The following is a 20,522-nucleotide window of genomic DNA, read 5'->3' as shown; positions in this document are numbered from 1 at the left end:
CTTACTCGTCGATGCCGCCGGACACAGGACCGCGTGGGGCAGCCTGCGATTCGTCGTTGCGCGATGGCGCAGCGGTGGCCGGCCGCGATTCGCTGGCCGGGCGGGGTTTGTGTGGTGACTTGCGCGCGTCGGATGCCTTGATGGGGGCCGCAGCCGTGGTCGATGTCGCGACGGACGACGCCGCCGCCGATGGCGCGGCAGTCGCCGACGCGCCGCGCGGCGCCTTGGCGGACTTCGCGGATTTGGCGGCCGAGGCGGGCACGGGTACAGCGGCCGAACCTGAAGCCGACGCAGCCGCTGCCGAAGCCGCTACCGCACCTGAGGCCCCAACGCCCGCCGCATTCGCGCCGGACGCATCCGATGCAGGCGCGGCATGCGGCGTCGATGCGCCCGCGGGCGGCGGCAGCGCCGTGAAGCCGGCCGCGACCGACACGGGCTGAATCTCGCCGTTGGGCGCGGGCGGCGCGCTGCCGATGACAGGCGCCGACGTTTCTTCCGTCGCCGATGCAGCCGCCGTGACGGCTGCGGCCTCGACGCCAGGCTTCGCGCGGTCGACGAGGTAGTAGTCGAGCACGCGACGCGCGATTGGGCCCGCCGCTTGCGCACCCCAGCCGCCGTTTTCGACGATCAGCGCGAGCGCGATTTTCGGATTGTCGGCGGGCGCGAACGCGATGAAGAGCGCGTGGTCGCGAAGATTTTCGGCGAGCGCGTGACCGTGGTACTTCTGGCCTTGCAGCGAGAACACCTGCGCCGTCCCCGTCTTGCCCGCCGACAGATACGCGGCATTGCGGAACACCTGATACGCGGTGCCCGACGGGTTCATCGTCACGTTTTCCATGCCGCGCTTGATGACGTCGATGTCCGACTGCTTCACGTCGATGCGTCCGTCGTCCTTCGGCACGGTGGCGCGCAGTGCACGCGTGATCGGATTCTCGATTTCCTTCACGAGGTGCGGCTTCATGACGGTGGCGTTGTTTGCGAGCGTCGCCGTCGCGTGCGCGAGTTGCAGGATCGTGTACGAGTTGTAGCCCTGGCCGATGCCGAGGCTGATCGTCTCGCCTTCGTACCATTTCTGCTGCTCGGGCTTGCGGTATGCCTTGCGCTTCCAGTCCGTCGAAGGCAGGATGCCGCGTGCTTCGCCGGCGATGTCGATGCCCGTTATCTGGCCGAAGCCCCACGGCTTCATGAAGTTCGCGATCGCATTGACGCCGAGATCGTGCGCGAGCATGTAGAAGTACGTGTCGTTCGACACCATGATCGCGCGGTTCATGTCGATCCACCCTTGGCCCTGCGGCACGTCGTTGCGGAACGTGTGGCCGCCGAACGTGTACGAGCCTGGGTCCTGGAAGCCCCATTGCGGCGTGCGCTTGTGCAGCGTCAGCGCAGCGAGCGCCATGAATGGCTTGTACGTCGAGCCGGGCGGATAGGTGCCGTGCAGCGGACGGTTGAGCAGCGGGTGATCCGGCGAGTTGTTGAGCTCGTCCCAGGTCTGCTGGTCGATGCCGTCGACGAATGCGTTCGGATCGAAGCTCGGTGCCGACACGAACGCGAGCACGTCGCCCGTCGACGGTTCGATCGCGACCAGCGCGCCGCGGCGTCCCGCAAACGCCTGCTCGGCGACCTGCTGCAAGCCGATATCGAGCGACAGCACGAGGTTGTTGCCCGGCGTCGCCTGTGTGCGCGAGAGCGTGCGCACGGGCCGCCCACCCGCCGTGACTTCGACCTCCTCGAAACCCGTCAGGCCGTGCAGCTCCGTTTCATAGCTCTGCTCGACGCCGATCTTGCCGATGTAGTCGGTGCCCTTGTAGTTGTTCGCATCGAGGCGCGGATCATAGTGATCGGGATCGCTGTCGTTCTGATCGCTGGCATCGTCGATGCGGTCCTGGTCGCGCTGCGAAATGCGGCCGATGTAGCCGATCACGTGCGCCGCCGTCGGTCCGAGCGGATATTGGCGGAACAGCCGCGCGCGCACTTCGACGCCCGGAAAGCGGAAGCGCTGCGCGGTGAAGCGCGCGACTTCGTCATCGGTGAGGCGCGTGCGGATCGGCAGGCTCTCGAAGTTCTTCGAGTCCTCCTGCAGCTTGCGGAAGCGCCGGCGGTCGCGCGCATCGATGTTGACCACGGTCGACAGATTGTCGATCACGTTGTCGAGCGAGTCGTTCAGCTTCGACGGCGTGATTTCGAGCGTGTACGCCGAGTAGTTCCGCGCGAGCACAACGCCGTTGCGGTCCGTGATGATGCCGCGGTTCGGCACGATCGGCGCGACGGAGATGCGGTTCTCGTCGGCTTGCAGCGAGTACTTGCTGTAATGCCAGACTTGCAGAAACAGGAAGCGGAATGCAATCAGCCCGAAGCAGACGAACACGAACAGCCCCGCCGCCGCGACGCGCAGGCGGAATTTCGTGAGCTGCTGCTGGGTGTCCTTGAATTCGGTCATGCGGTTGGGCAGGGACTGCCGGTTATGCGGTTTGATTCAGTTCGACGGTCATGCGCCGATGCGCAGCCGGCTTTGGCGCCGCTTCGTCTTGCCCCGACGCGTATTGTGCCGCCTGACGATCGTGAAGGCGGCAACACAGATGCGCGTTCATGAGCGAGTGGGCGGCGCGCCGTCAGATGGGCCGCGTGTCGTCCGGATCGGCGGGACGGCGCTGCGGCATCAACAGCAGAATGCTCGCGATGGGCCAGAGCGCGGCCTCGACGAAACCGTCGATCAGATAACCCCAGCCCGGAAACGATGCCCCCGTCAGCAGGCGGATCACGAAGGGCACGAGTTGCGCGACGACGAGCAACGGCATCACGGCGAAAATCTGCACGCCGATCGGCATCCACAGCACGCGGCGATGGATCGTGATCGCGCCATACGAGAGCAGCGTGTACGCGAGTGCATGTTCGCCCAGCAGGCTTGCGTTGTGGACATCCATCAACAGGCCGAGCATGAACGCGATGCCCATGCCGACCTTGCGCGGCTGATGCACGTTCCAGAACAGCAGCACGAGCGCGACGAAATCGGGTACGCCGATCAGGCGTCCCCACGGCATCATGTTCAGCAGGAACGCGGCGGCCAGGCTGAACGCGATGAAGTAGGGATTGACGGGCTGCAGGATGTACTGCGGGCGATTCATTGCTGGGCCCCTTGCGCGGCTTGCGGCTTCGCGTTCCTTTCGGCGGACGGCTTCTTCTCGGTCGCTGCCTTGCCGGCGGGCTTGACCGACGACGCGGGTTTTGCCGGAACTGCCGCCGCTGCGGGCGTCGATGCGGCCTGCGCCGGCTTCGCGTCTTTCTCGCCCGGCTTGCCCTTCTCCGGCGCTTTCGCGTTCTTCTTTTTCGCTTCCTTCGCGGCGGCGGCTGGATCGGGTTCGTCGGCGGGACGCGGCGGCACGTTGCTTTCGTAGTGCAGGACAAGCAGATCGCGAGCACCGCGCACAGGGGCGATCGGCTGGCAGACGACGCGCGCGAAAGCCGTATCCGCCTGCTTGTCGACGCGCACGACCTTCGCGACGGGTAGCCCCGGCGGATACACGCCGTCGAGACCGCTCGTCACGAGTTCATCGCCCGCGAGCACGTCGGCGCTGATCGGCACGAAACGCAGATCGAGCGCGTCGCCCTTGGGCGTGCCGTAGATCACGCTGCGCAAGCCCGTGCGGACGATCTGCACGGGAACTGCCTGATCCTTGTCGGTGAGCAGCGTGACTTCCGATTGCATCGGGAACACGCGTGTCACCTGGCCGATCACGCCGTCTTCGTTGACGACGGGCGATCCGCCCTTGATGCCCTGCTGCGAGCCGCGACCGATCACGACCTTCTGCGTGAACGGATCGCGCGTGTCGTACTGGATTTCGGCGGGAATCGATTGCGTCGTCATCTTTTGCGACAGCTGCAATAGATTGCGCAGATGCGCATTTTCAGCGCCGAGCTGCGCGGCTTCATTGGCCTGTTGTGACAACTGCAGATTGCGTGTGCGCAGCTTCGCGTTTTCATTGCGCAGCGTCGCGCTCGTGACGGCGAGATCGGCGGCGCCCATGAAGATGTCGCGCGGCACGAGCGCCGCGCGCTGCAACGGATACAGGCCCGCGCCGAGCACGCCGCGAACGATCTCGAGCGTATTGAAGCGCGCGTCGGAAATGAGCAGGGCGAGCGCCACCAGCACGAAGAAAATCAGTCGTGCGAGAGCCGAGGGGCCTTGCTTGAATAGGGGCGGCGGACTGTATTCCATGGTCGCCGGGAGCGTGAGCAAATGGGTGAGACTTCAGCGCGCCAGATTGCGCGCACAACGCACAAAGGCTGGCGGAGCCAGCCTTTCAGTGCGTGTTGCCGACATGGGGACTGACAAGCTTACTCGTACGAGAAGATGCTGCCGAGCTTGTCCATGCGTTCGAGCGCCATGCCCGAGCCGCGCACGACGCACGTCAGCGGATCTTCGGCGACCAGCACGGGCAGGCCGGTTTCTTCTGCCAGCAGACGGTCGAGGTCGCGCAGCAGCGCGCCGCCACCCGTCAGCATCATGCCGCGTTCGGCGATGTCAGCGCCCAGTTCCGGCGGCGTCTGTTCCAGCGCGATCTTCACCGACGACACGATCTGGTTCAGCGGATCGGTCAGCGCTTCGAGAATTTCGTTGCTCGAAATGGTGAAGCTGCGCGGAATGCCTTCCGACAGGTTGCGGCCCTTCACTTCCATTTCCTTGACTTCGGAGCCCGGGAACGCGGAGCCGATTTCCTTCTTGATGGCTTCGGCCGTCTGTTCGCCGATCAGCATGCCGTAGTTGCGGCGAATGTAGTTGACGATCGCTTCGTCGAACTTGTCGCCGCCGACGCGCACCGAGCCCTTGTACACGATGCCGCCCAGCGAGATCACGCCGACTTCCGTCGTGCCGCCGCCGATATCGACGACCATCGAGCCCGTTGCTTCCGACACCGGCAGACCCGCGCCGATTGCAGCCGCCATCGGCTCTTCGATCAGATAGACCTGCGATGCGCCCGCGCCGTGTGCCGCTTCCTTGATTGCGCGGCGCTCGACCTGCGTCGAGCCGCACGGCACGCAGATGATGATGCGCGGCGACGGCGAGAACATGCGCGATTCGTGCGCGGTCTTGATGAACTGCTTGATCATCTGTTCCGTCACGGTGAAGTCGGCGATCACGCCGTCCTTCATCGGGCGGATCGCCTCGATGTTGCCCGGCACCTTGCCGAGCATCTGCTTTGCTTCCTTGCCGACTGCCTGAATGGTCTTCTTGCCATTCGGGCCGCCTTCCTGGCGAATCGAAACGACGGACGGCTCGTCGAGAACGATACCTTTGCCACGCATATAGATGAGCGTGTTGGCAGTGCCGAGGTCAATGGCCAGATCGTTGGAGAAATAGCTGCGCAAAAAACCGAACATTCAAAATCCTGTCTCGCTGGGGGCCGGGCCTCGCATCGTATGCATAGGGCGGCAGCGGAATAAAGTTAGCAGCCTCACGTTCAGCCGTTGCGGCCGTGGAAAGCATGAAACTGCGAGGAAAACGCACCGGAGGCTATAGCAAGGCAGCAGATCTGTCGTTCAGCGATCTCTGAAAATGCCAGAAAGGCCTTGGTAAGTCGGTCCGGGTTTGGGTCGAACGCGTAATGATACCTTATAATTTTGCTTGATTTAAAGGAAACGAGCGGCACTTTTTGCCGTCGCCGGCCCCAATTTCGAGGGCCTGCTCCAATGACCTAACCTGCTGTCGCAGCATCGTTTTTCATCGTTGCGGCAGACCGCACTATTCCGGTGATTGCATGGCCTTGACCCTGACCGATGTGAAACGCATCGCCCATCTCGCACGGCTCGAATTGCCCGATGCCGACGCCCAGCACACGCTCGCGCAGCTCAACGATTTCTTTGGTCTTGTCGAGCAGATGCAGGCGGTCGACACGACGGGCATCGCGCCACTCGCCCACCCCATCGAGCAGATCGAAGACGTGGCGCTGCGTCTGCGCAACGACGCCGTTACCGAAAGCGTGAATCGCGATGAATACCAGCGTCCGGCGCCTGCTGTGCAGGACGGCCTGTATCTGGTGCCGAAGGTCATCGAGTAAGCGCCCGAGCAGGCGTGATTAAGCACAGGGTTCTGTGTCACGCGTGCGACGTTGCGCGCGCAACACGGCCCGCTTTTTTCGGCCCGGCCTGCCGGCGGGCGGCCGGATGCCAACACGGCGGCGCATCGCGCCGTCGCGCTTTTCAGGAATAACGCAATGCATGAGAAAAGCTTGACCGAACTGCGTGCCGCGCTCGACGCGAAGCAATGCTCCGCAGTCGAACTGGCGCAGACGTATCTGAAGCGCATCGCAGACCATGGCGCGCTGAACGCATTTGTTCACGTCGACGAGCAGCAGACGCTCGCGCAGGCGCAAGCCGCCGACGCCCAGCTCGCCGCGGGCAACGCTGGCCCGCTGACGGGCCTGCCCATCGCGCACAAGGACGTGTTCGTCACGCGCAACTGGCGTTCGACGGCCGGCTCGAAGATGCTCGAAAACTACGTGAGCCCGTTCGATGCAACCGTCGTCGAGCGTCTCGCGCGCGCGGGCATGGTGTGCGTTGGCAAGACCAATATGGACGAGTTCGCGATGGGCTCGTCGAACGAGAATTCGCACTTCGGCCCGGTGCAGAACCCGTGGGATCGCAAGGCCGTGCCGGGCGGTTCGTCGGGCGGATCGGCGGCGGCCGTCGCCGCGCGCCTCGCGCCCGCCGCGACGGGCACGGATACGGGCGGCTCGATCCGTCAGCCCGCTTCGTTCTCCGGCATCACGGGTATCAAGCCGACGTACGGACGCGTGTCGCGTTACGGGATGATCGCGTTCGCATCGTCGCTCGATCAGGGCGGTCCGATGGCGCACACGGCCACCGACTGCGCGCTGCTGCTCAACGCAATGGCGGGCTTCGACGAGCGCGATTCGACGAGCCTCACGCACGATCACGAAGACTACACGCGCTACCTCGGCCAGGCGTGGTCGGGCGCGAACAACTCAGGCGATGCCGCCGGCAAGCCGCTCGCGGGCTTGCGCATCGGCCTGCCGAAGGAGTACTTCGGCGCGGGCCTCGCCGACGACGTGCGCGCGTCCATCGACGCCGCATTGAAGCAATACGAAGCGCTCGGCGCGACGCTCGTCGAAGTGTCGCTGCCGAAGACGGAGCTGTCGATTCCCGTCTACTACGTGATTGCGCCGGCGGAAGCGTCGTCGAACCTGTCGCGTTTCGATGGCGTGCGTTACGGCCATCGCGCGGCCGAGTATCGCGATCTGCTCGACATGTACAAGAAGTCGCGCGCGGAAGGCTTCGGTCCCGAAGTGAAGCGCCGCATTCTGGTCGGCACGTATGTGCTGTCGCACGGCTACTACGATGCGTATTACCTGCAGGCGCAGAAGATCCGCCGCATCATCGCGCAGGACTTCCAGGAAGCGTTCAGGAAGTGCGATGTGATCATGGGCCCCGTCGCGCCGTCGGTCGCGTGGGATATCGGCGCGAAGGGCGACGACCCTGTGCAGATGTATCTCGCGGACATCTACACGCTGTCGGTAAGCCTCGCTGGCCTGCCCGGCATGAGCGTGCCGTGCGGCTTCGGCGCGGGCGCGAATGCGCAGCGTCCCGTCGGCTTGCAGATCATCGGCAACTATTTCAACGAAGCACGCATGCTCCAGGTGGCGGACGCGTTCCAGCGCGTCACCGACTGGCATCGCAAGGCGCCGGCGGGAGTTTGAGTTATGACAACACAATGGGAAGTCGTCATCGGTCTCGAGACGCACACGCAACTGTCGACGGTCTCGAAGATTTTCTCGGGCGCGGCCACGCAGTTCGGCGCCGAGGCCAACACGCAGGCCTGCGCCGTCGATCTGGCGTTGCCGGGCGTGCTGCCCGTGATGAACAAGGGCGCCGTCGAGCGCGCGATCCAGTTCGGTCTCGCGATCGACGCGACGATCGCACCGCGCAGCATCTTTGCGCGCAAGAACTACTTCTACCCTGATCTGCCGAAGGGCTATCAGATCAGCCAGTACGAGATCCCCGTCGTGCAGGGCGGGCAGATCACGATCCAGGTGCCCGCGAACGAAAAGGCCGGTGTCCCGGCGTACGAAAAGACCATCAACCTGACGCGCGCTCACCTCGAAGAGGACGCGGGCAAGTCGCTGCACGAAGACTTCGCCGGCATGACGGGCATCGACCTGAATCGCGCCGGCACGCCGCTGCTCGAAATCGTCACCGAGCCGGAAATGCGCAGCGCCGCTGAAGCCGTTGCGTATGCGAAGGCGTTGCATGGTCTCGTCGTGTGGCTCGGCATCTGCGACGGCAACATGCAGGAAGGCTCGTTCCGCTGCGATGCGAACGTGTCGGTGCGTCCGTTCGGCCAGAAGGAATTCGGCACGCGCGCCGAGATCAAGAACCTGAACTCGTTCCGCTTCCTCGAAGAAGCGATCCAGTACGAAGTGCGCCGTCAGATCGAGCTGATCGAAGACGGCGGCACGGTGGTGCAGGAGACGCGTCTGTACGATCCGGACAAGCGCGAAACGCGTTCGATGCGCAGCAAGGAAGACGCCCACGACTACCGCTATTTCCCCGATCCCGATCTGATGCCGCTCGTGATCGACGCGTCGTGGGTCGAGCGCGTGAAGGGCGAATTGCCGGAACTGCCCGCTGCGATGCAGAAGCGTTTCGTCGAGCAGTACGGCCTGACGTCGTACGATGCCGGCGTCGTCACGTCGAGCAAGGCGATGGCCGAGTACTACGAAGCCGTGGTGGCGAAAGTCGGCGCAGATAAAGACAAAGCCCAGGCGAAGGTCGCGGCGAACTGGCTGATGGGCGAAGTGTCGTCGCAACTGAACCGCGAAGGCCTCGACATCGCCGACAGCCCCGTTTCGGCCTCGCAACTCGCGCTGGTGCTGCAACGTATCGCCGACGGCACGATCTCGAACAAGATCGCGAAGGAAATCTTCCTTTCGATCTGGGAAGAGAAGGCCACCGACGAAGCCGCCGCAGACCGCATCATCGAAGCGAAGGGGCTCAAGCAGATTTCGGATACAGGCGCGCTCGAAGCGATTATCGACGAGGTGCTCGCCGCTAACCAGAAGTCGGTTGAAGAATTCCGCGCGGGCAAGGAGAAAGCGTTTAACGCGCTGATCGGTCAGGCGATGAAGGCGACCAAGGGCAAGGCGAATCCGCAGCAGGTCAACGAGCTGTTGAGGAAGAAGCTGGGCTGAGCATTGCATTGGGATCGGTAGCGGGATCGGCTCTTGCGCGCAGCGTATCGCGCGCGGGCCATGACGGGCTGTTGTCGCATCGAAAGTGGCGCAACGGCCCGTTTGCTTTTCAATCGGCGTGACGTGCCGCCCGTGAAGGATAAACAGGAGAAAACAGCAATGGCAAAGAAGAACGGTCTCGACGGATATCGTGTGCCCTTTTTCGACGACGGCAACAAGTCGAAGTCTTCTCTCGCCAGCATCGATCCGTCGTCGAAGCCGTTTTCAACGGGCTCGAAGGAGACCGATCGCGAACGTCTCGCTGAAATCGGCGTGCTGCTCGACGCGCAGCAGGAGCGTCTGCATGCGCAGCGCGTTCAGCGCGTGCTGCTGGTGCTGCAAGGGATGGACACGAGCGGCAAGGACGGCACGATACGCGCCGTGTTTCATGAAGTCGATCCGCTCGGCTTGCGCATCGTGCCGTTCAAGGCGCCGACGCCGATCGAGCTCGCGCACGACTTTCTGTGGCGCGTGCACGCGCAGGCGCCCGCTGCCGGCGAACTGACGATCTTCAATCGCAGCCACTACGAAGACGTGCTCGTGCCGTATGTTCTCGGCTCGCTGGACAAGGACGAACGCCTTCGCCGCTACGCGCACATTCGCGACTTCGAGCGGATGCTTGCGGAAAGCGGCACGACGATCGTCAAGTGCATGCTGCACATATCGAAGGACGAGCAGCGCGAGCGGTTGCAGGCGCGCATCGACGATCCGACGAAGCACTGGAAATTCGATGTGTCCGATCTCGACGCACGCAAGCTGTGGGACAAGTATCAGGTCGCGTACGAGGAGGCACTCGAGGCGACATCGACGGAATACGCGCCGTGGTATGTGATACCCGCCGACTCGAAGACGCATCGCAACGTGATGGTCGGCGAGCTGCTGCTGCGCACATTCGAGTCGCTGAAGCTGGAATTCCCGCCCGCCAAAGAATCGCTGAAAGGCGTGATAGTCGAATGAGCTTCACGTCGCCGAATAAACGAAAACATAACGAAGGAAAAACATGTTGCGTGTGATCACCGCCAACCTGAACGGCATTCGTTCGGCAGCCAAGAAAGGCTTTTTCGAGTGGTTCGGCGAGCAGAAGGCCGATGTCGTGTGCGTGCAGGAAATCAAATGCTCGCAGGACGACATGACGCCGGAATTCCTCGCGCCGCACGGCTTTACCGGCTATTTCCAGCATGCGGTGAAGAAGGGCTATAGCGGAGCGGGCGTTTATACGCGTCACGAGCCGGACGAAGTCGTGATCGGATTCGGCAGCGAAGAGTTCGATCCCGAAGGGCGCTACGTGGAGGCGCGTTTCGGCAATCTGTCGGTGATTTCGGTGTATGTGCCGTCGGGGTCGAGCGGCGACGACCGTCAGCAGGCCAAGTACCGTTTCATGGACGTGTTCATGCCGCATCTCTCCGAGCTGTCGCAGGAGCGCGAAGTGATCCTGTGCGGCGACGTGAACATCGTGCACAAGGAAATCGACATCAAGAACTGGAAGGGCAACCAGAAGAATTCGGGCTGTCTGCCGGAAGAACGCGCTTGGCTCACGAAGCTCTTCGACGACGTCGGTTACGTCGACGTGTTCCGCACGCTCGACCCGCGGCCCGAGCAATACACGTGGTGGAGCAATCGCGGCCAGGCGTATGCGAAGAACGTCGGGTGGCGTATCGACTATCAGATCGCGACGCCGGGCATTGCGGCCACCGCGAAAAAGACCTCGATTTTCCGCGACATCAAGTTCAGCGATCACGCGCCGCTGACCATCGACTACAACCACAAGCTCGCGAAATAATCGCTCGCGCGTCAGTCGCTCGCGGTCGTACGGCGCGGGCGGCCGATGCCCGCGTAGTCGGGCAGCGCATCGACCGTCTTGCCGATTGCCTTCGCGTACAGCGGCAGCATGTCGGGCAGGCGCTTCATGATGTCCGCGCGGCGCGCCGGGTTGTACGGATGCACGTAGATGAAGCCCTGATCGCGGTTATTGCGCGTCGCGACGGCGAGCTTGTCCCATAGTGTGATCGCCGCGCGCGGATCGAAGCCCGCACGCGACGCAATCTCGCTGCCGATCACATCCGCTTCCGTTTCGTCGGCGCGTTCGTACTTCATTTCCAGCAGCTGCGTGCCGATGCCGAGCGGCGCCTCGCCGAGATCCGCGAGGCCGAAGAGCGGCGGCATGGCCCCCGAGCCCAGTTGTGCGGCCTGCTGTTCGCCGAGACGCTCGCGCGCGTGCTCGCGCAGCGCATGCGCGATCTCGTGACCGAGCAGCACGCCGAGTTCGTTGTCGTTCAGGCGCACCTTGTCGAGCATGCCCCCATAAATGACGATCTTGCCGCCCGGCAGGCAATACGCACGAATGTCCGATGAGCGCAGCACCGCGATGTCCCACTTCCAGTTCTTCGCGCGATCGCTCCACTTCAGCGAAAAGGGGATCAGCTTGTCGACGATCGACTGCACGCGAGTCACGCGCGCATCCGATGGCGGATAAAGCCGGTTCATGTGTTCGGCGCCGCGCGCGATCTGATCGAATTCCTCAGCGGATTGGGCTTCCAGCATCGGCGATGGAATCAGATTGCGAAACACCGCGTAGTTGCCATAGCGCAACTGCTGGTTCGGCTGGAACGCGGCCGGCGCCGACGCCGCGGAAGCGGGCGCGGGATTGCGCGCCGTGACGGGCGCGGGCGGCGGCGCGGAGCCCGTAGTCGATGGCGCCGATGCGCCCGACGCGGCGGATGCCGCCGATTCCGGCTTGGGTGCTGACGGCGCAGACGGTGCCGATGGCGCCGAAGGAGCAGCGGGTGCGGAGGGTGCATTCGCGGCGGGCGGCGCGCTGACATTCGACGCGGTGTCGGCGGCGCGCGCCTGCCACGGCGCAGCGCCCAACATCACGCACGCAGCGCCGACGGCCAGATGCAACGCATGCACGCGCGCGAGCACGCGATATGCAGGAGCCTGAGCGGAACGGGCGCGCAGGGCCGATCGATTGGCTGCGCGCCGTGACGCGAACAACATCACGACTGCTTTCTCCAAGGGGCGATCCGGAACAACAGTAGCATGCCGGGCAAAGCGAGCGCCGTGCAGACGATGAAGTAGTCGAACCAGCCGATTCGCGCGACGAGGAAGCCGCTCGCCGCTGATGCGAGCGTGCGCGGCACGGAAGCCAGCGACGTGAAGAGCGCGAATTGCGTCGCCGTATAGCGTGGGTCGGTGGTGCTCGCGATGTATGCGGTGAACGCAGCAAGTGTCAGGCCCGTCGCGAACGTTTCGAGGCCATAGACGAGCGCAAGCGCAACCGACATCGGATCGAGTTGCACCGTCCAACCGATGCCGAGCAGCGACAGTAGCTTCGTCGTGGCCGCGCTCAGCGCGACGGCGATGTCGTAGACGACGGTCAGCCCCGGCGACGTCGGCCCGACATGCGCAAGCCACGCGAAGCCGAGCGTCGACACCATCTGCAGGATGCCGAAGATCCAAAGCCCGCGGCCGATGCCGATGCGCATCAGCGCGATGCCGCCGATGATGCCGCCCGCGAGGCTTGCACCGAACGCCGTCGTTTTCGCGATCACGCCGATCTGCGTGCGCGAGAAACCGACGTCGAGAAAGAACGACGTGGACAGCGTGGTCGCCATCGTATCGCCGAGCTTGTACAGGAAGATGAAGCCGAGCACGAACAGCGCGCCGCGCCAGCCGTCGCGCAGAATGAATTCATGAAACGGTTCGATGATGGCGTCGCGCAGATTCTTCGGCGGCGCGCCGTGCACTTCGGGCTCGCGCACGACGAGCGTCATGACCATGCCGGGCAGCATGAACGCCGCCGTCACGATGAACACGGTCGCCCACGGCAGATGATCGGAGAGAATCAGCGCGAGCGAACCGGGCACGAGCGCCGCGACCTTGTACGCGTTCACATGCACCGCGTTGCCGAGGCCCTGCTCGGTGTCGTGCAGCAGTTCGCGCCGATAGGCGTCGATGGAAATGTCCTGGCTCGCCCCGAAGAACGCGACGAGTGCTGTCAGCGCGGCGACCGTCCAGATCGAATCGCGCGGCGACACGATGCCGAGCGACGCAATCGCAACGGCGACGAGAATCTGCGTGACAAGCATCCAGCCGCGCCGGCGCCCCGGTTGCCAGCCTGGCAGACGCGGTACGTAGCGGTCCATCAGCGGCGCCCAGACGAATTTCCACGTATAGGGAAACTGGATCAGCGCGAACAGGCCGATTTCCTTCAGGTTCACGCCTTCGGAGCGCAGCCAGGCCTGGACGAGATAGACGAGCGTGAAGAGCGGCAACCCCGACGTGAAGCCGAGGAAGACGCAGATCAGCATGCGCGCGTTGAGAAACGCGCGCCAGCCTGGATGTTCTTCGTGAGCGGTAAGTGCGGGCGCCTCGTGTGGCGGGTTCGACATGAGTTGAGTGACGTTAGCTTTTCTTGACGCGATAGACCGCAAGACTACCACGCCAGTTCACGCCCCAACGCACCGCCTGTCCGCCGTGCAGCACCACGCGATCGAGAATCTCGATACCGACTTCGGGCGCGAGCGCCTCGAAGTCCTTGATCGTCAGCACGCGCACGTTCGGCGTGTTGTGCCACTGATAAGGCAGCGACTTCGACACGGGCATGCGTCCCTTCAATACCGACAGACGGTGTGCCCAATACCCGAAGTTCGGGAACGAAACGATGCATTCCTTGCCGACACGCACGGTCTCGCGCAGGATCGCGGCCGTCTGATGAATGGTCTGCAGCGTTTGGGAGAGGATCGCGAAATCGAAGCTGCCGTCTTCGAAAAGACGCAAGCCGTCTTCCAGATTCTGCTGGATCACGTTGATGCCGTTTTTCGTCGACGCAAGCACGCCCGCATCGTTGATCTCGATGCCGTAGCCGCTGACTTCGAGTTCTTCGGTGAGCAGAGACAGCAGCGAGCCGTCGCCGCAGCCCAGATCGAGCACCGTCGCGCGTGGTTCGACCCAGCGGGCGATCGCGCGGAAATCGGGGCGCGTCGCAAGATAATCGAAAGCGCGCTCGTTCATGCGTTCACCTCTGCTGCAATGCGTTCGTAGTAGGCGCGCATCAGGTTGTGATAGCGCGCGTCGTCGAGAAGGAAGGCGTCGTGGCCGTGCGGCGCGTCGATCTCGCCGTACGTCACCTGACGCTTGTGATCGAGCAGCGCCTTCACCAGCTCGCGCGAGCGCGCGGGCGCGAAACGCCAGTCGGTCGCGAAGCTCGCGATCAGGTACTTCGCCTTCGTGTGCGCGAGCGCGGCCGTGAGGTCGCCGTCGTAGGCCTTGGCGGGGTCGAAATAGTCGAGCGCACGCGTGATCAGCAGATACGTGTTCGCGTCGAAATAATCGGCGAACTTCTCGCCCTGATAGCGCAGATACGATTCCACTTCGAACTCGACGTCGAAGTTGAAGTTGTACACGTCCTCCGCGCCTTCTGCGCGGCGCAGCGCACGGCCGAACTTCGCGGCCATGTCGTCATCGGACAGATACGTGATGTGGCCGATCATCCGCGCGACGCGCAGGCCGCGCTTCGGCTTTACGCCGTGCGCGTAGTAGTCGCCGCCGTGAAAGTCAGGGTCGGACAGGATCGACGAGCGCGCCACCTCGTTGAACGCGATGTTCTGCGCGGACAGCTTTGGCGTCGATGCAATCACGATGCAATGCGCGAGCCGGTCCGGATACATCATGCTCCACGCGAGCGCCTGCATGCCGCCGAGGCTGCCTCCCATCACCGCGGCGAATTTCTCGATGCCGAACGCGTCGGCCACGAGCGCTTGCGCGTTCACCCAGTCTTCGACGGTCACGACGGGAAAGCTCGCGCCATACGGGCGACCCGTCGACGGATCGATGCTCATTGGGCCCGTCGAGCCGAAACACGAGCCCAGGTTGTTCACGCCGATCACGAAGAAGCGGTTCGTATCCAGCGGCTTGCCGGGACCGACCATGTTGTCCCACCAGCCGACGTTCTTCGGATCATCCGCATAGACGCCCGCGACGTGATGCGACGCGTTGAGCGCGTGGCACACGAGCACGGCATTGCTGCGCGCGGCGTTGAGCGTGCCATACGTTTCGACCACGAGGTCGTAATTCGCGAGCGAGCTGCCGCTTTGCAGGCGCAGCGGCTCGGAGAAATGCATTGTTTGTGGAGCGACGATCCCGATCGATTCCATTCATTCCGCCTTCTGACATGGGGCGGCTAAATGGTGTCGGCGATTGCGCGGAGGAAGAATGTGCGCGGCTGACGACCTCTTTAGCCGCATTTATAGTGAACCGCGAGGACCGATAGATCACATCTGCTGGTTCGCGCGCCCGCAATCGAGTCAGCAAATCGGCGCGCTTGTACTGCTTTATTTGGACCGTCAGAAACGGTCAAGCGCAAAGTATAGCGGAAAATACGCGGGAAAATCGGCGGAACGACGGACACGCGAGCTGCGGCGGGTTCGCCGGCCTAACATGCCCGATCATCACTGAACTCGACTCACTGGAGGATCAGCCGCAACTGCGCGTCGGCCTGTTCGATGGGTGCGCGCGCGAAGCCGCTGCGCACATAGCGATGCCAACGTCCGACGATGTAGCTGAGCAGCAGGTTCGCGCGCACGACGGGATCGTAGTCGGCGGGAAGCGGTATCGTGTTTGGCTCGTTCTGGTTCGACGCATCCATCAGCCCGAGCCGCAGACATTGCTTGAGTGACGCCTCGACGCGTTCGAGCAGCTGGTTGACCCGTTCGGTGAGCCTCTCATGCTCGCCGACAAGCGCTTCGCACGTCAGCACGCGCGTCATGCCCGGATTCTTCGCGGAAAAGTTGAGCAGCGTGAGCGCGATCGCGCGCGCCTGCAACACACCGTTGGGCTCCTTTGCGACGATCTGGTTGATGAGCCCGAACAGCGTCTGCTCGATGAACTCGATCAGCCCTTCGAACATCTGCGCCTTGCTCGCGAAATGACGATACAACGCGGCCTCCGATACGCCGATGCGCGCCGCGAGTGCCGCTGTGGTGATCTTTTCGTTCTTCGGGGCCTCCAGCATCGCGGCGAGCGTCTGGAGGATGTGCACGCGCCGCTCGCCGGGCTTCATGCGCGTGGCGCGCGCGGTGGTCGACTGCTCTTCGGTTACGTCCTCGTCATGCTTGCGAATAGGCTGCATGTCTGTCGTCCCTGTTGTAGGCCGGCCTCTCGTCCCGCGCGGGTGCCCAGTCTCAATGATTTTAGCGAACGAATCCGGCGGTCGACATAGTGCGGGCGGCCCGTTCCCGGCAGACGCGCAAGGCTGCCGTCCGCGCGCCTCGGACGCGGCAAATGCCCGACGATCCACACCGTGCGGATGCCGAGCCGCCGATAGTTCTTCAGATGGCTGCGCGTGTCTTCGACGAGAATCGCATCGGCGAGACGCACGTGCGCGTCGCGCATCGCACGGCGCAACATCGCGTGATCGGGCTTCGCGCGCCACATGCGCTGGTCCCGCATGTGCTCGATCGCGATCACGCGCTCGAACAGCCGCTCGATGCCCAGCTCTTTCAGCACGTCGAGCGCATACGCTTCGGGCGCGTTGGTCAGCACGATCTTGCGGCCAGGCAGCGCATCGACGAGTCGCTTCAGGCCGCGTTCGCCGCGAAGCATCGAGCGCAGATCGGGGAACGTATGAACGACTTTCAGGAAGTCATGCGGATCGACGGGATGATGGCGCGTGAGCCCGAGCAGCGCCGCGCCGTAGCGCTGCGTGTAGCCGGTGCGCAGACGGTTCGCCTCGTCACGCTCCACCTGCAGTGTATCGATGATGTATTGCGTCATCGCCGTGTTGATCGCCGGGAAGATCGCATGCGACGCGTGATGCAACGTGTTGTCGAGATCGAACAGCCAGACTGGATTGCCGGCGTGAATCTGCGGCCGACGACGCTTCGGACGGGAAGTGCGCATGATGTGACGCGTGATATGTCGCGCGCAGGGTAACGACGGCTGCGGTGCGAAGCAGGCGCCGCGCGATGCGTGCGGGGAAGAAGCGTGAGACAGCGCAGCGTGCCGCGCGAAAAGACCGAAGACCAGTATGCCTTCTGCGAAGCACGGCGGCCAGCGTGCCGTGCTTCGCGTGATGTTTTGTACCTTACTTTGTAGCTCAGATGCCGCGTAAAGACGCGGTGGCCCGACCGACGCGCGATGCGCTCAGTGCGAGCGGATCATCGTGCCGAACGGTTGTTCCGTCAGGATTTCGAGCAGCACCGAATGTTCGATGCGGCCGTCGATGATGTGCACCGAACGCACGCCGCTCTTCGCGGCGTCGAGTGCCGACGAGATCTTCGGCAGCATGCCGCCCGAGATCGTGCCGTCCGCGAACAGCGCGTCGATTTCGCGCGCCGACAGATCCGTCAGCAGCGTGCCTTCCTTGTCCATCACGCCGGGGATGTTCGTCATCATCACGAGCTTCTCGGCGTTCAGCACGACGGCGAGCTTGCCTGCGACCAGGTCCGCGTTGATGTTGTACGACAGACCGTCTTCACCGAAGCCGATGGGCGAAATGACGGGGATGAACGCGTCGTCCTGCAGCGCTTTCACCACAGCAGGGTTGATCTGCTCGACTTCGCCGACCTGTCCGATGTCGACGTACTGGCCCGGGTTGTCGCGGTCCGGCATCATCAGCTTGCGCGCGTGGATCAGGCCGCCGTCCTTGCCCGTCAGACCGACCGCGTGGCCGCCGAAGTGATTGATCAGCGTGACGATGTCCTGCTGCACTTCGCCGCCCAGTACCCATTCGACGACTTCCATCGTCTCTTCGTCGGTGACGCGCATGCCCTGGATGAACGTGCCCTGCTTGCCGATTTTCTTCAACGCCTGATCGATTTGCGGACCGCCGCCGTGCACGATCACCGGGTTGATGCCGACCAGTTTCAACAGGATCACGTCGCGTGCGAAGCCCTGCTTCAGGCGTTCTTCCGTCATCGCGTTGCCGCCGTATTTGATGACGACGGTCTTGCCGTGGTACTGGCGAATATAGGGCAGAGCCTCGGCGAGAATTTCAGCCTTCAGCGTGGGTGCGATCTGGGACAGGTCGGGAATCTCGGACATGGCGGCGGCTCGGACGAGGAAACGGTTAAAACAAGGCCGAATTGTACACAACTGGCGCGGTGCAACAGGGATTTCGACGCGTGCTGCCACGACGCTTGCGGCCGCTTTCCCGCAGTGCGCAAACGGGCGCTGCGGAGCGGCCAGCGACCGCTTTCTGACGGGCACCGGACAGGGTTTTGGGCCGCGATCCGGCGGGGAAGTTCTCGTGCTGATTGATGGAACTCGATCCGAACGTTCGTCGGGACCGCTGCGCGCGGCCCGATTCCCGTCGCGACGGGGCAGGCGTTTTGCTCATTCGCCGGAAGTGGCATCATGTTTGTGTCACCGACCGGTTTCATTCTGCTGTCATGAGCCCGTTCACATCCAAAGTGCCCGAATTCCCCGAAGCATCCAGCGCGCGCTGCCCGCGCTGCCGCCGCGTGTTCGACTGCGGCGCGCGCGGCGACAGGTCGACGTGCTGGTGCGTCTCGATGCCCGAGTTACCCGCCGATGCGCTGAAGGCGGGCACCGGCTGCTTGTGCCCCGAATGTCTCGCCGATGCGATCGCGCGCGAACGCGCGTCGGCGCAAGGCGTGGCCGCCGCGCCCGAATAGGCCGGCTACCGGAGCGCGCGGGCCAGCGCCGCGAGATCGCTCGTCAGCTTGTCGAACACGGGTTCCCACTGCGCGAAGTGCGGTTGCCGGTACAAGGTCGCGGTCGGATACCAAGGGCTGTCGGTGCGATCGAGCAGCCACACCCAATGCGGATTGACGTCGAGCAGCACCCACGTTCGCTGCCCGATCGCGCCGCTCAGATGAGCGACCGACGTACACACCGTAATCACCAGATCGAGCGCGGCGATGTACGCGGCGGTGTCGTCGAACGTCTCGAACGCCGCCGTGTGATCGGCGATATCGAGCCCCGCGGTGCGCGCGGCGGCCACATCGGCGCCTGCGCCTGGTTGCAGCGAAAAGAATGCGACGTCGTCGAGTTCGCGGAAGTAATCGACGTAACGCTCGAGGCCGACCCGGCGGTACGGATTACGTTGATGCCCGTGGCTGCCCGTCCAGACGAGGCCTACTTTCAGCCGTTTTTCGCCCGCGAGCCGGTTGCGCCATGCGTCGACGGCTGATGGATCGGCTTGCAGATACGGAACAGTCGACGGAATCGTGTCTTCTCGCGTGTCGAACAGCAAGGGCAGCGACAGCAGCGAGATTTCATAGTCGAACTTCGGCAGCATCTCGACGCCACCGCCCAGCGTGAACTCATCGGCGTGCTGCGCGAGCGTGCGGCCGAGCAGCGCGCCCATTTGCGGAAACGAGTTCCAGACGAGGCGCCCGCCTTCGCGATGCACGCGATCGGCGAGCAGCGGAACGTAGCGGCAGAATTGCAGCAGATCGCCCATGCCCTGTTCGCCCCAGAGAAGCAGCGTCTTGCCGGCGAGCGGCTCGCCGCGCCATGCGGGGCCAGGCAGCGCGGGCCGCCTTCCCGCCAGTTCCTTCGAGCCGTCCCAGCGTGCTTCGTGCTCTCGCCAGCCGTCGGCATAGTTGCCGCGCAGAAGGTGGATCATGCTGAGATTGGACAGGTACGACGGGTTATCCGGTGCCATGCGATGCGCGGCCGATGTGAAGCGTTCCGCGTCGTCCCACTGCTGGGCTTCCCGCAACGTCTGCCCGTGATTGCCCAACGCGACGGGATTGTCGGGCTGAAGTTCGAGCGCGCGCTGTTCGGCTTCGAGGGCGCTGTCGAGTTCGAAGCGGGCGAGGTGCGTTTTGCCGAGGTTGATCCACGCATTCGCGTCGGCCGGATTCTGTTCGAGCGCGGTACTGAGCAACGTGAGCGCCTCCGTCGACGCCGGATCGGCCGACATCAGCGCGCCCGCCAGATTGTTGCGCAGGCTGTGCAAATCGGGAGCGATGGCGAGCGCCGCGCGGTACGGCGCAATAGCATCGGCGTGGCGGTTCATCCATTGCAGCGTGTAGCCAAGGCGAAAGAGCGCTCGCGCGTCGCCGGGGGCAAGTGCGACGAAGGCACGGGCAATGGATTCGGCCTGGGCGGCACGTTGTCGCGCCGTCAACTGCTGGCACATCGCGTCTACCGAGTCGGGATCGGTCGGAAACAGATGAGAGGCGGCCTGAAGCCAGATGTCATGCGCGGCTTGATCGCCTTGCTGTTGCGCGGCGGCCGCATGACGCACGAATGTCTGGAAGGATTCCAAAAGAACTTGATCTGGATCAAGGGACGTTTTAAGCATTATCA

General features: G+C 63.8%; 18 protein-coding genes. 6 read left to right on the top strand and 12 right to left on the bottom strand.

The window, feature by feature from the left end; all coding sequences use genetic code 11:
• Nucleotide 1 precedes the first annotated feature (1 nt).
• The 4 genes from mrdA to BN2476_RS00625 form a co-directional block, all read right to left on the bottom strand.
• Nucleotides 2–2,437 (bottom strand): penicillin-binding protein 2, encoded by a 2,436-nt coding sequence (gene mrdA / locus BN2476_RS00640; RefSeq protein WP_087732229.1) that lies wholly within the window; start codon nt 2,435–2,437, stop codon nt 2–4.
• A gap of 172 nt (nt 2,438–2,609) precedes the next feature.
• A complete protein-coding gene (gene mreD / locus BN2476_RS00635; RefSeq protein ID WP_087732228.1) occupies nt 2,610–3,122 on the bottom strand; it encodes a rod shape-determining protein MreD in 513 nt (170 codons plus the stop codon).
• Nucleotides 3,119–4,213: a rod shape-determining protein MreC gene (gene mreC / locus BN2476_RS00630; protein ID WP_087732227.1), complete on the bottom strand. Its 1,095-nt coding sequence runs from the start codon at nt 4,211–4,213 to the stop codon at nt 3,119–3,121. Before mreC ends, mreD begins: the two co-directional genes overlap by 4 nt.
• A gap of 119 nt (nt 4,214–4,332) precedes the next feature.
• A complete protein-coding gene (locus BN2476_RS00625) occupies nt 4,333–5,376 on the bottom strand; it encodes a rod shape-determining protein (RefSeq protein WP_004189550.1) in 1,044 nt (347 codons plus the stop codon).
• A gap of 377 nt (nt 5,377–5,753) precedes the next feature.
• On the opposite strand from BN2476_RS00625, the gene gatC reads away from it, so the two are divergent.
• The 5 genes from gatC to BN2476_RS00600 all read left to right on the top strand — a co-directional run bounded on the left by gatC (nt 5,754) and on the right by BN2476_RS00600 (nt 11,022).
• Nucleotides 5,754–6,053 carry an Asp-tRNA(Asn)/Glu-tRNA(Gln) amidotransferase subunit GatC gene (gene gatC / locus BN2476_RS00620; RefSeq protein ID WP_087732226.1) on the top strand — a complete coding sequence of 100 codons (300 nt, stop codon included), beginning with the start codon at nt 5,754–5,756 and terminating at the stop codon, nt 6,051–6,053.
• Nucleotides 6,054–6,209: 156 nt separating this feature from the next.
• Complete coding sequence (gene gatA, locus BN2476_RS00615) at nt 6,210–7,712, top strand: Asp-tRNA(Asn)/Glu-tRNA(Gln) amidotransferase subunit GatA (RefSeq protein WP_087732286.1); 1,503 nt, start codon at nt 6,210–6,212, stop codon at nt 7,710–7,712.
• Nucleotides 7,713–7,715: 3 nt separating this feature from the next.
• Nucleotides 7,716–9,203 carry an Asp-tRNA(Asn)/Glu-tRNA(Gln) amidotransferase subunit GatB gene (gene gatB / locus BN2476_RS00610; protein ID WP_087732225.1) on the top strand — a complete coding sequence of 496 codons (1,488 nt, stop codon included), beginning with the start codon at nt 7,716–7,718 and terminating at the stop codon, nt 9,201–9,203.
• Nucleotides 9,204–9,362: 159 nt separating this feature from the next.
• Nucleotides 9,363–10,199, top strand: a complete 837-nt coding sequence (locus tag BN2476_RS00605; protein ID WP_087732285.1) for a PPK2 family polyphosphate kinase — start codon at nt 9,363–9,365, stop codon at nt 10,197–10,199.
• Nucleotides 10,200–10,242: 43 nt separating this feature from the next.
• Nucleotides 10,243–11,022, top strand: a complete 780-nt coding sequence (locus tag BN2476_RS00600; RefSeq protein WP_087732224.1) for an exodeoxyribonuclease III — start codon at nt 10,243–10,245, stop codon at nt 11,020–11,022.
• Nucleotides 11,023–11,033: 11 nt separating this feature from the next.
• Here the strand turns inward: BN2476_RS00600 and BN2476_RS00595 are convergent, their stop codons facing one another.
• From BN2476_RS00595 to argB, 7 genes are all read right to left on the bottom strand, one after another.
• A complete protein-coding gene (locus BN2476_RS00595) occupies nt 11,034–12,239 on the bottom strand; it encodes a M48 family metallopeptidase (RefSeq protein WP_087732223.1) in 1,206 nt (401 codons plus the stop codon).
• Nucleotides 12,239–13,633, bottom strand: coding sequence for an AmpG family muropeptide MFS transporter (locus tag BN2476_RS00590; RefSeq protein WP_087732222.1), 1,395 nt, complete (start codon nt 13,631–13,633; stop codon nt 12,239–12,241). The genes BN2476_RS00595 and BN2476_RS00590 overlap by 1 nt, the downstream gene beginning before the upstream one ends.
• A 13-nt stretch (nt 13,634–13,646) precedes the next feature.
• Nucleotides 13,647–14,255, bottom strand: coding sequence for a methionine biosynthesis protein MetW (gene metW / locus BN2476_RS00585; protein WP_087732221.1), 609 nt, complete (start codon nt 14,253–14,255; stop codon nt 13,647–13,649).
• Nucleotides 14,252–15,397: a homoserine O-succinyltransferase MetX gene (gene metX / locus BN2476_RS00580; RefSeq protein ID WP_087732220.1), complete on the bottom strand. Its 1,146-nt coding sequence runs from the start codon at nt 15,395–15,397 to the stop codon at nt 14,252–14,254. The genes metW and metX overlap by 4 nt, the downstream gene beginning before the upstream one ends.
• A 308-nt stretch (nt 15,398–15,705) precedes the next feature.
• Nucleotides 15,706–16,371, bottom strand: coding sequence for a nucleoid occlusion factor SlmA (gene slmA, locus BN2476_RS00575; protein ID WP_087732219.1), 666 nt, complete (start codon nt 16,369–16,371; stop codon nt 15,706–15,708).
• Nucleotides 16,338–17,141, bottom strand: coding sequence for a pyrimidine 5'-nucleotidase (locus BN2476_RS00570; RefSeq protein WP_087732218.1), 804 nt, complete (start codon nt 17,139–17,141; stop codon nt 16,338–16,340). The genes slmA and BN2476_RS00570 overlap by 34 nt, the downstream gene beginning before the upstream one ends.
• Nucleotides 17,142–17,384: 243 nt before the next feature.
• A complete protein-coding gene (gene argB, locus BN2476_RS00565; protein WP_087732217.1) occupies nt 17,385–18,284 on the bottom strand; it encodes an acetylglutamate kinase in 900 nt (299 codons plus the stop codon).
• A gap of 347 nt (nt 18,285–18,631) precedes the next feature.
• Here argB and BN2476_RS00560 point away from each other — a divergent pair, with 347 nt between their 5' ends.
• Nucleotides 18,632–18,877: a cysteine-rich CWC family protein gene (locus tag BN2476_RS00560; RefSeq protein ID WP_087732216.1), complete on the top strand. Its 246-nt coding sequence runs from the start codon at nt 18,632–18,634 to the stop codon at nt 18,875–18,877.
• Between the two features lie 5 nt (nt 18,878–18,882).
• Here BN2476_RS00560 and BN2476_RS00555 read toward each other — a convergent pair whose 3' ends face one another.
• Nucleotides 18,883–20,517: a tetratricopeptide repeat-containing glycosyltransferase family protein gene (locus BN2476_RS00555; RefSeq protein ID WP_087732215.1), complete on the bottom strand. Its 1,635-nt coding sequence runs from the start codon at nt 20,515–20,517 to the stop codon at nt 18,883–18,885.
• Nucleotides 20,518–20,522 lie beyond the last annotated feature (5 nt).

Source organism: Paraburkholderia piptadeniae, from assembly GCF_900007165.1.
Classification (GTDB): domain Bacteria; phylum Pseudomonadota; class Gammaproteobacteria; order Burkholderiales; family Burkholderiaceae; genus Paraburkholderia; species Paraburkholderia piptadeniae.
The sequence above is the reverse complement of the archived record's forward strand: the minus strand, read 5'-3'. Positions and strand labels throughout refer to the sequence as shown.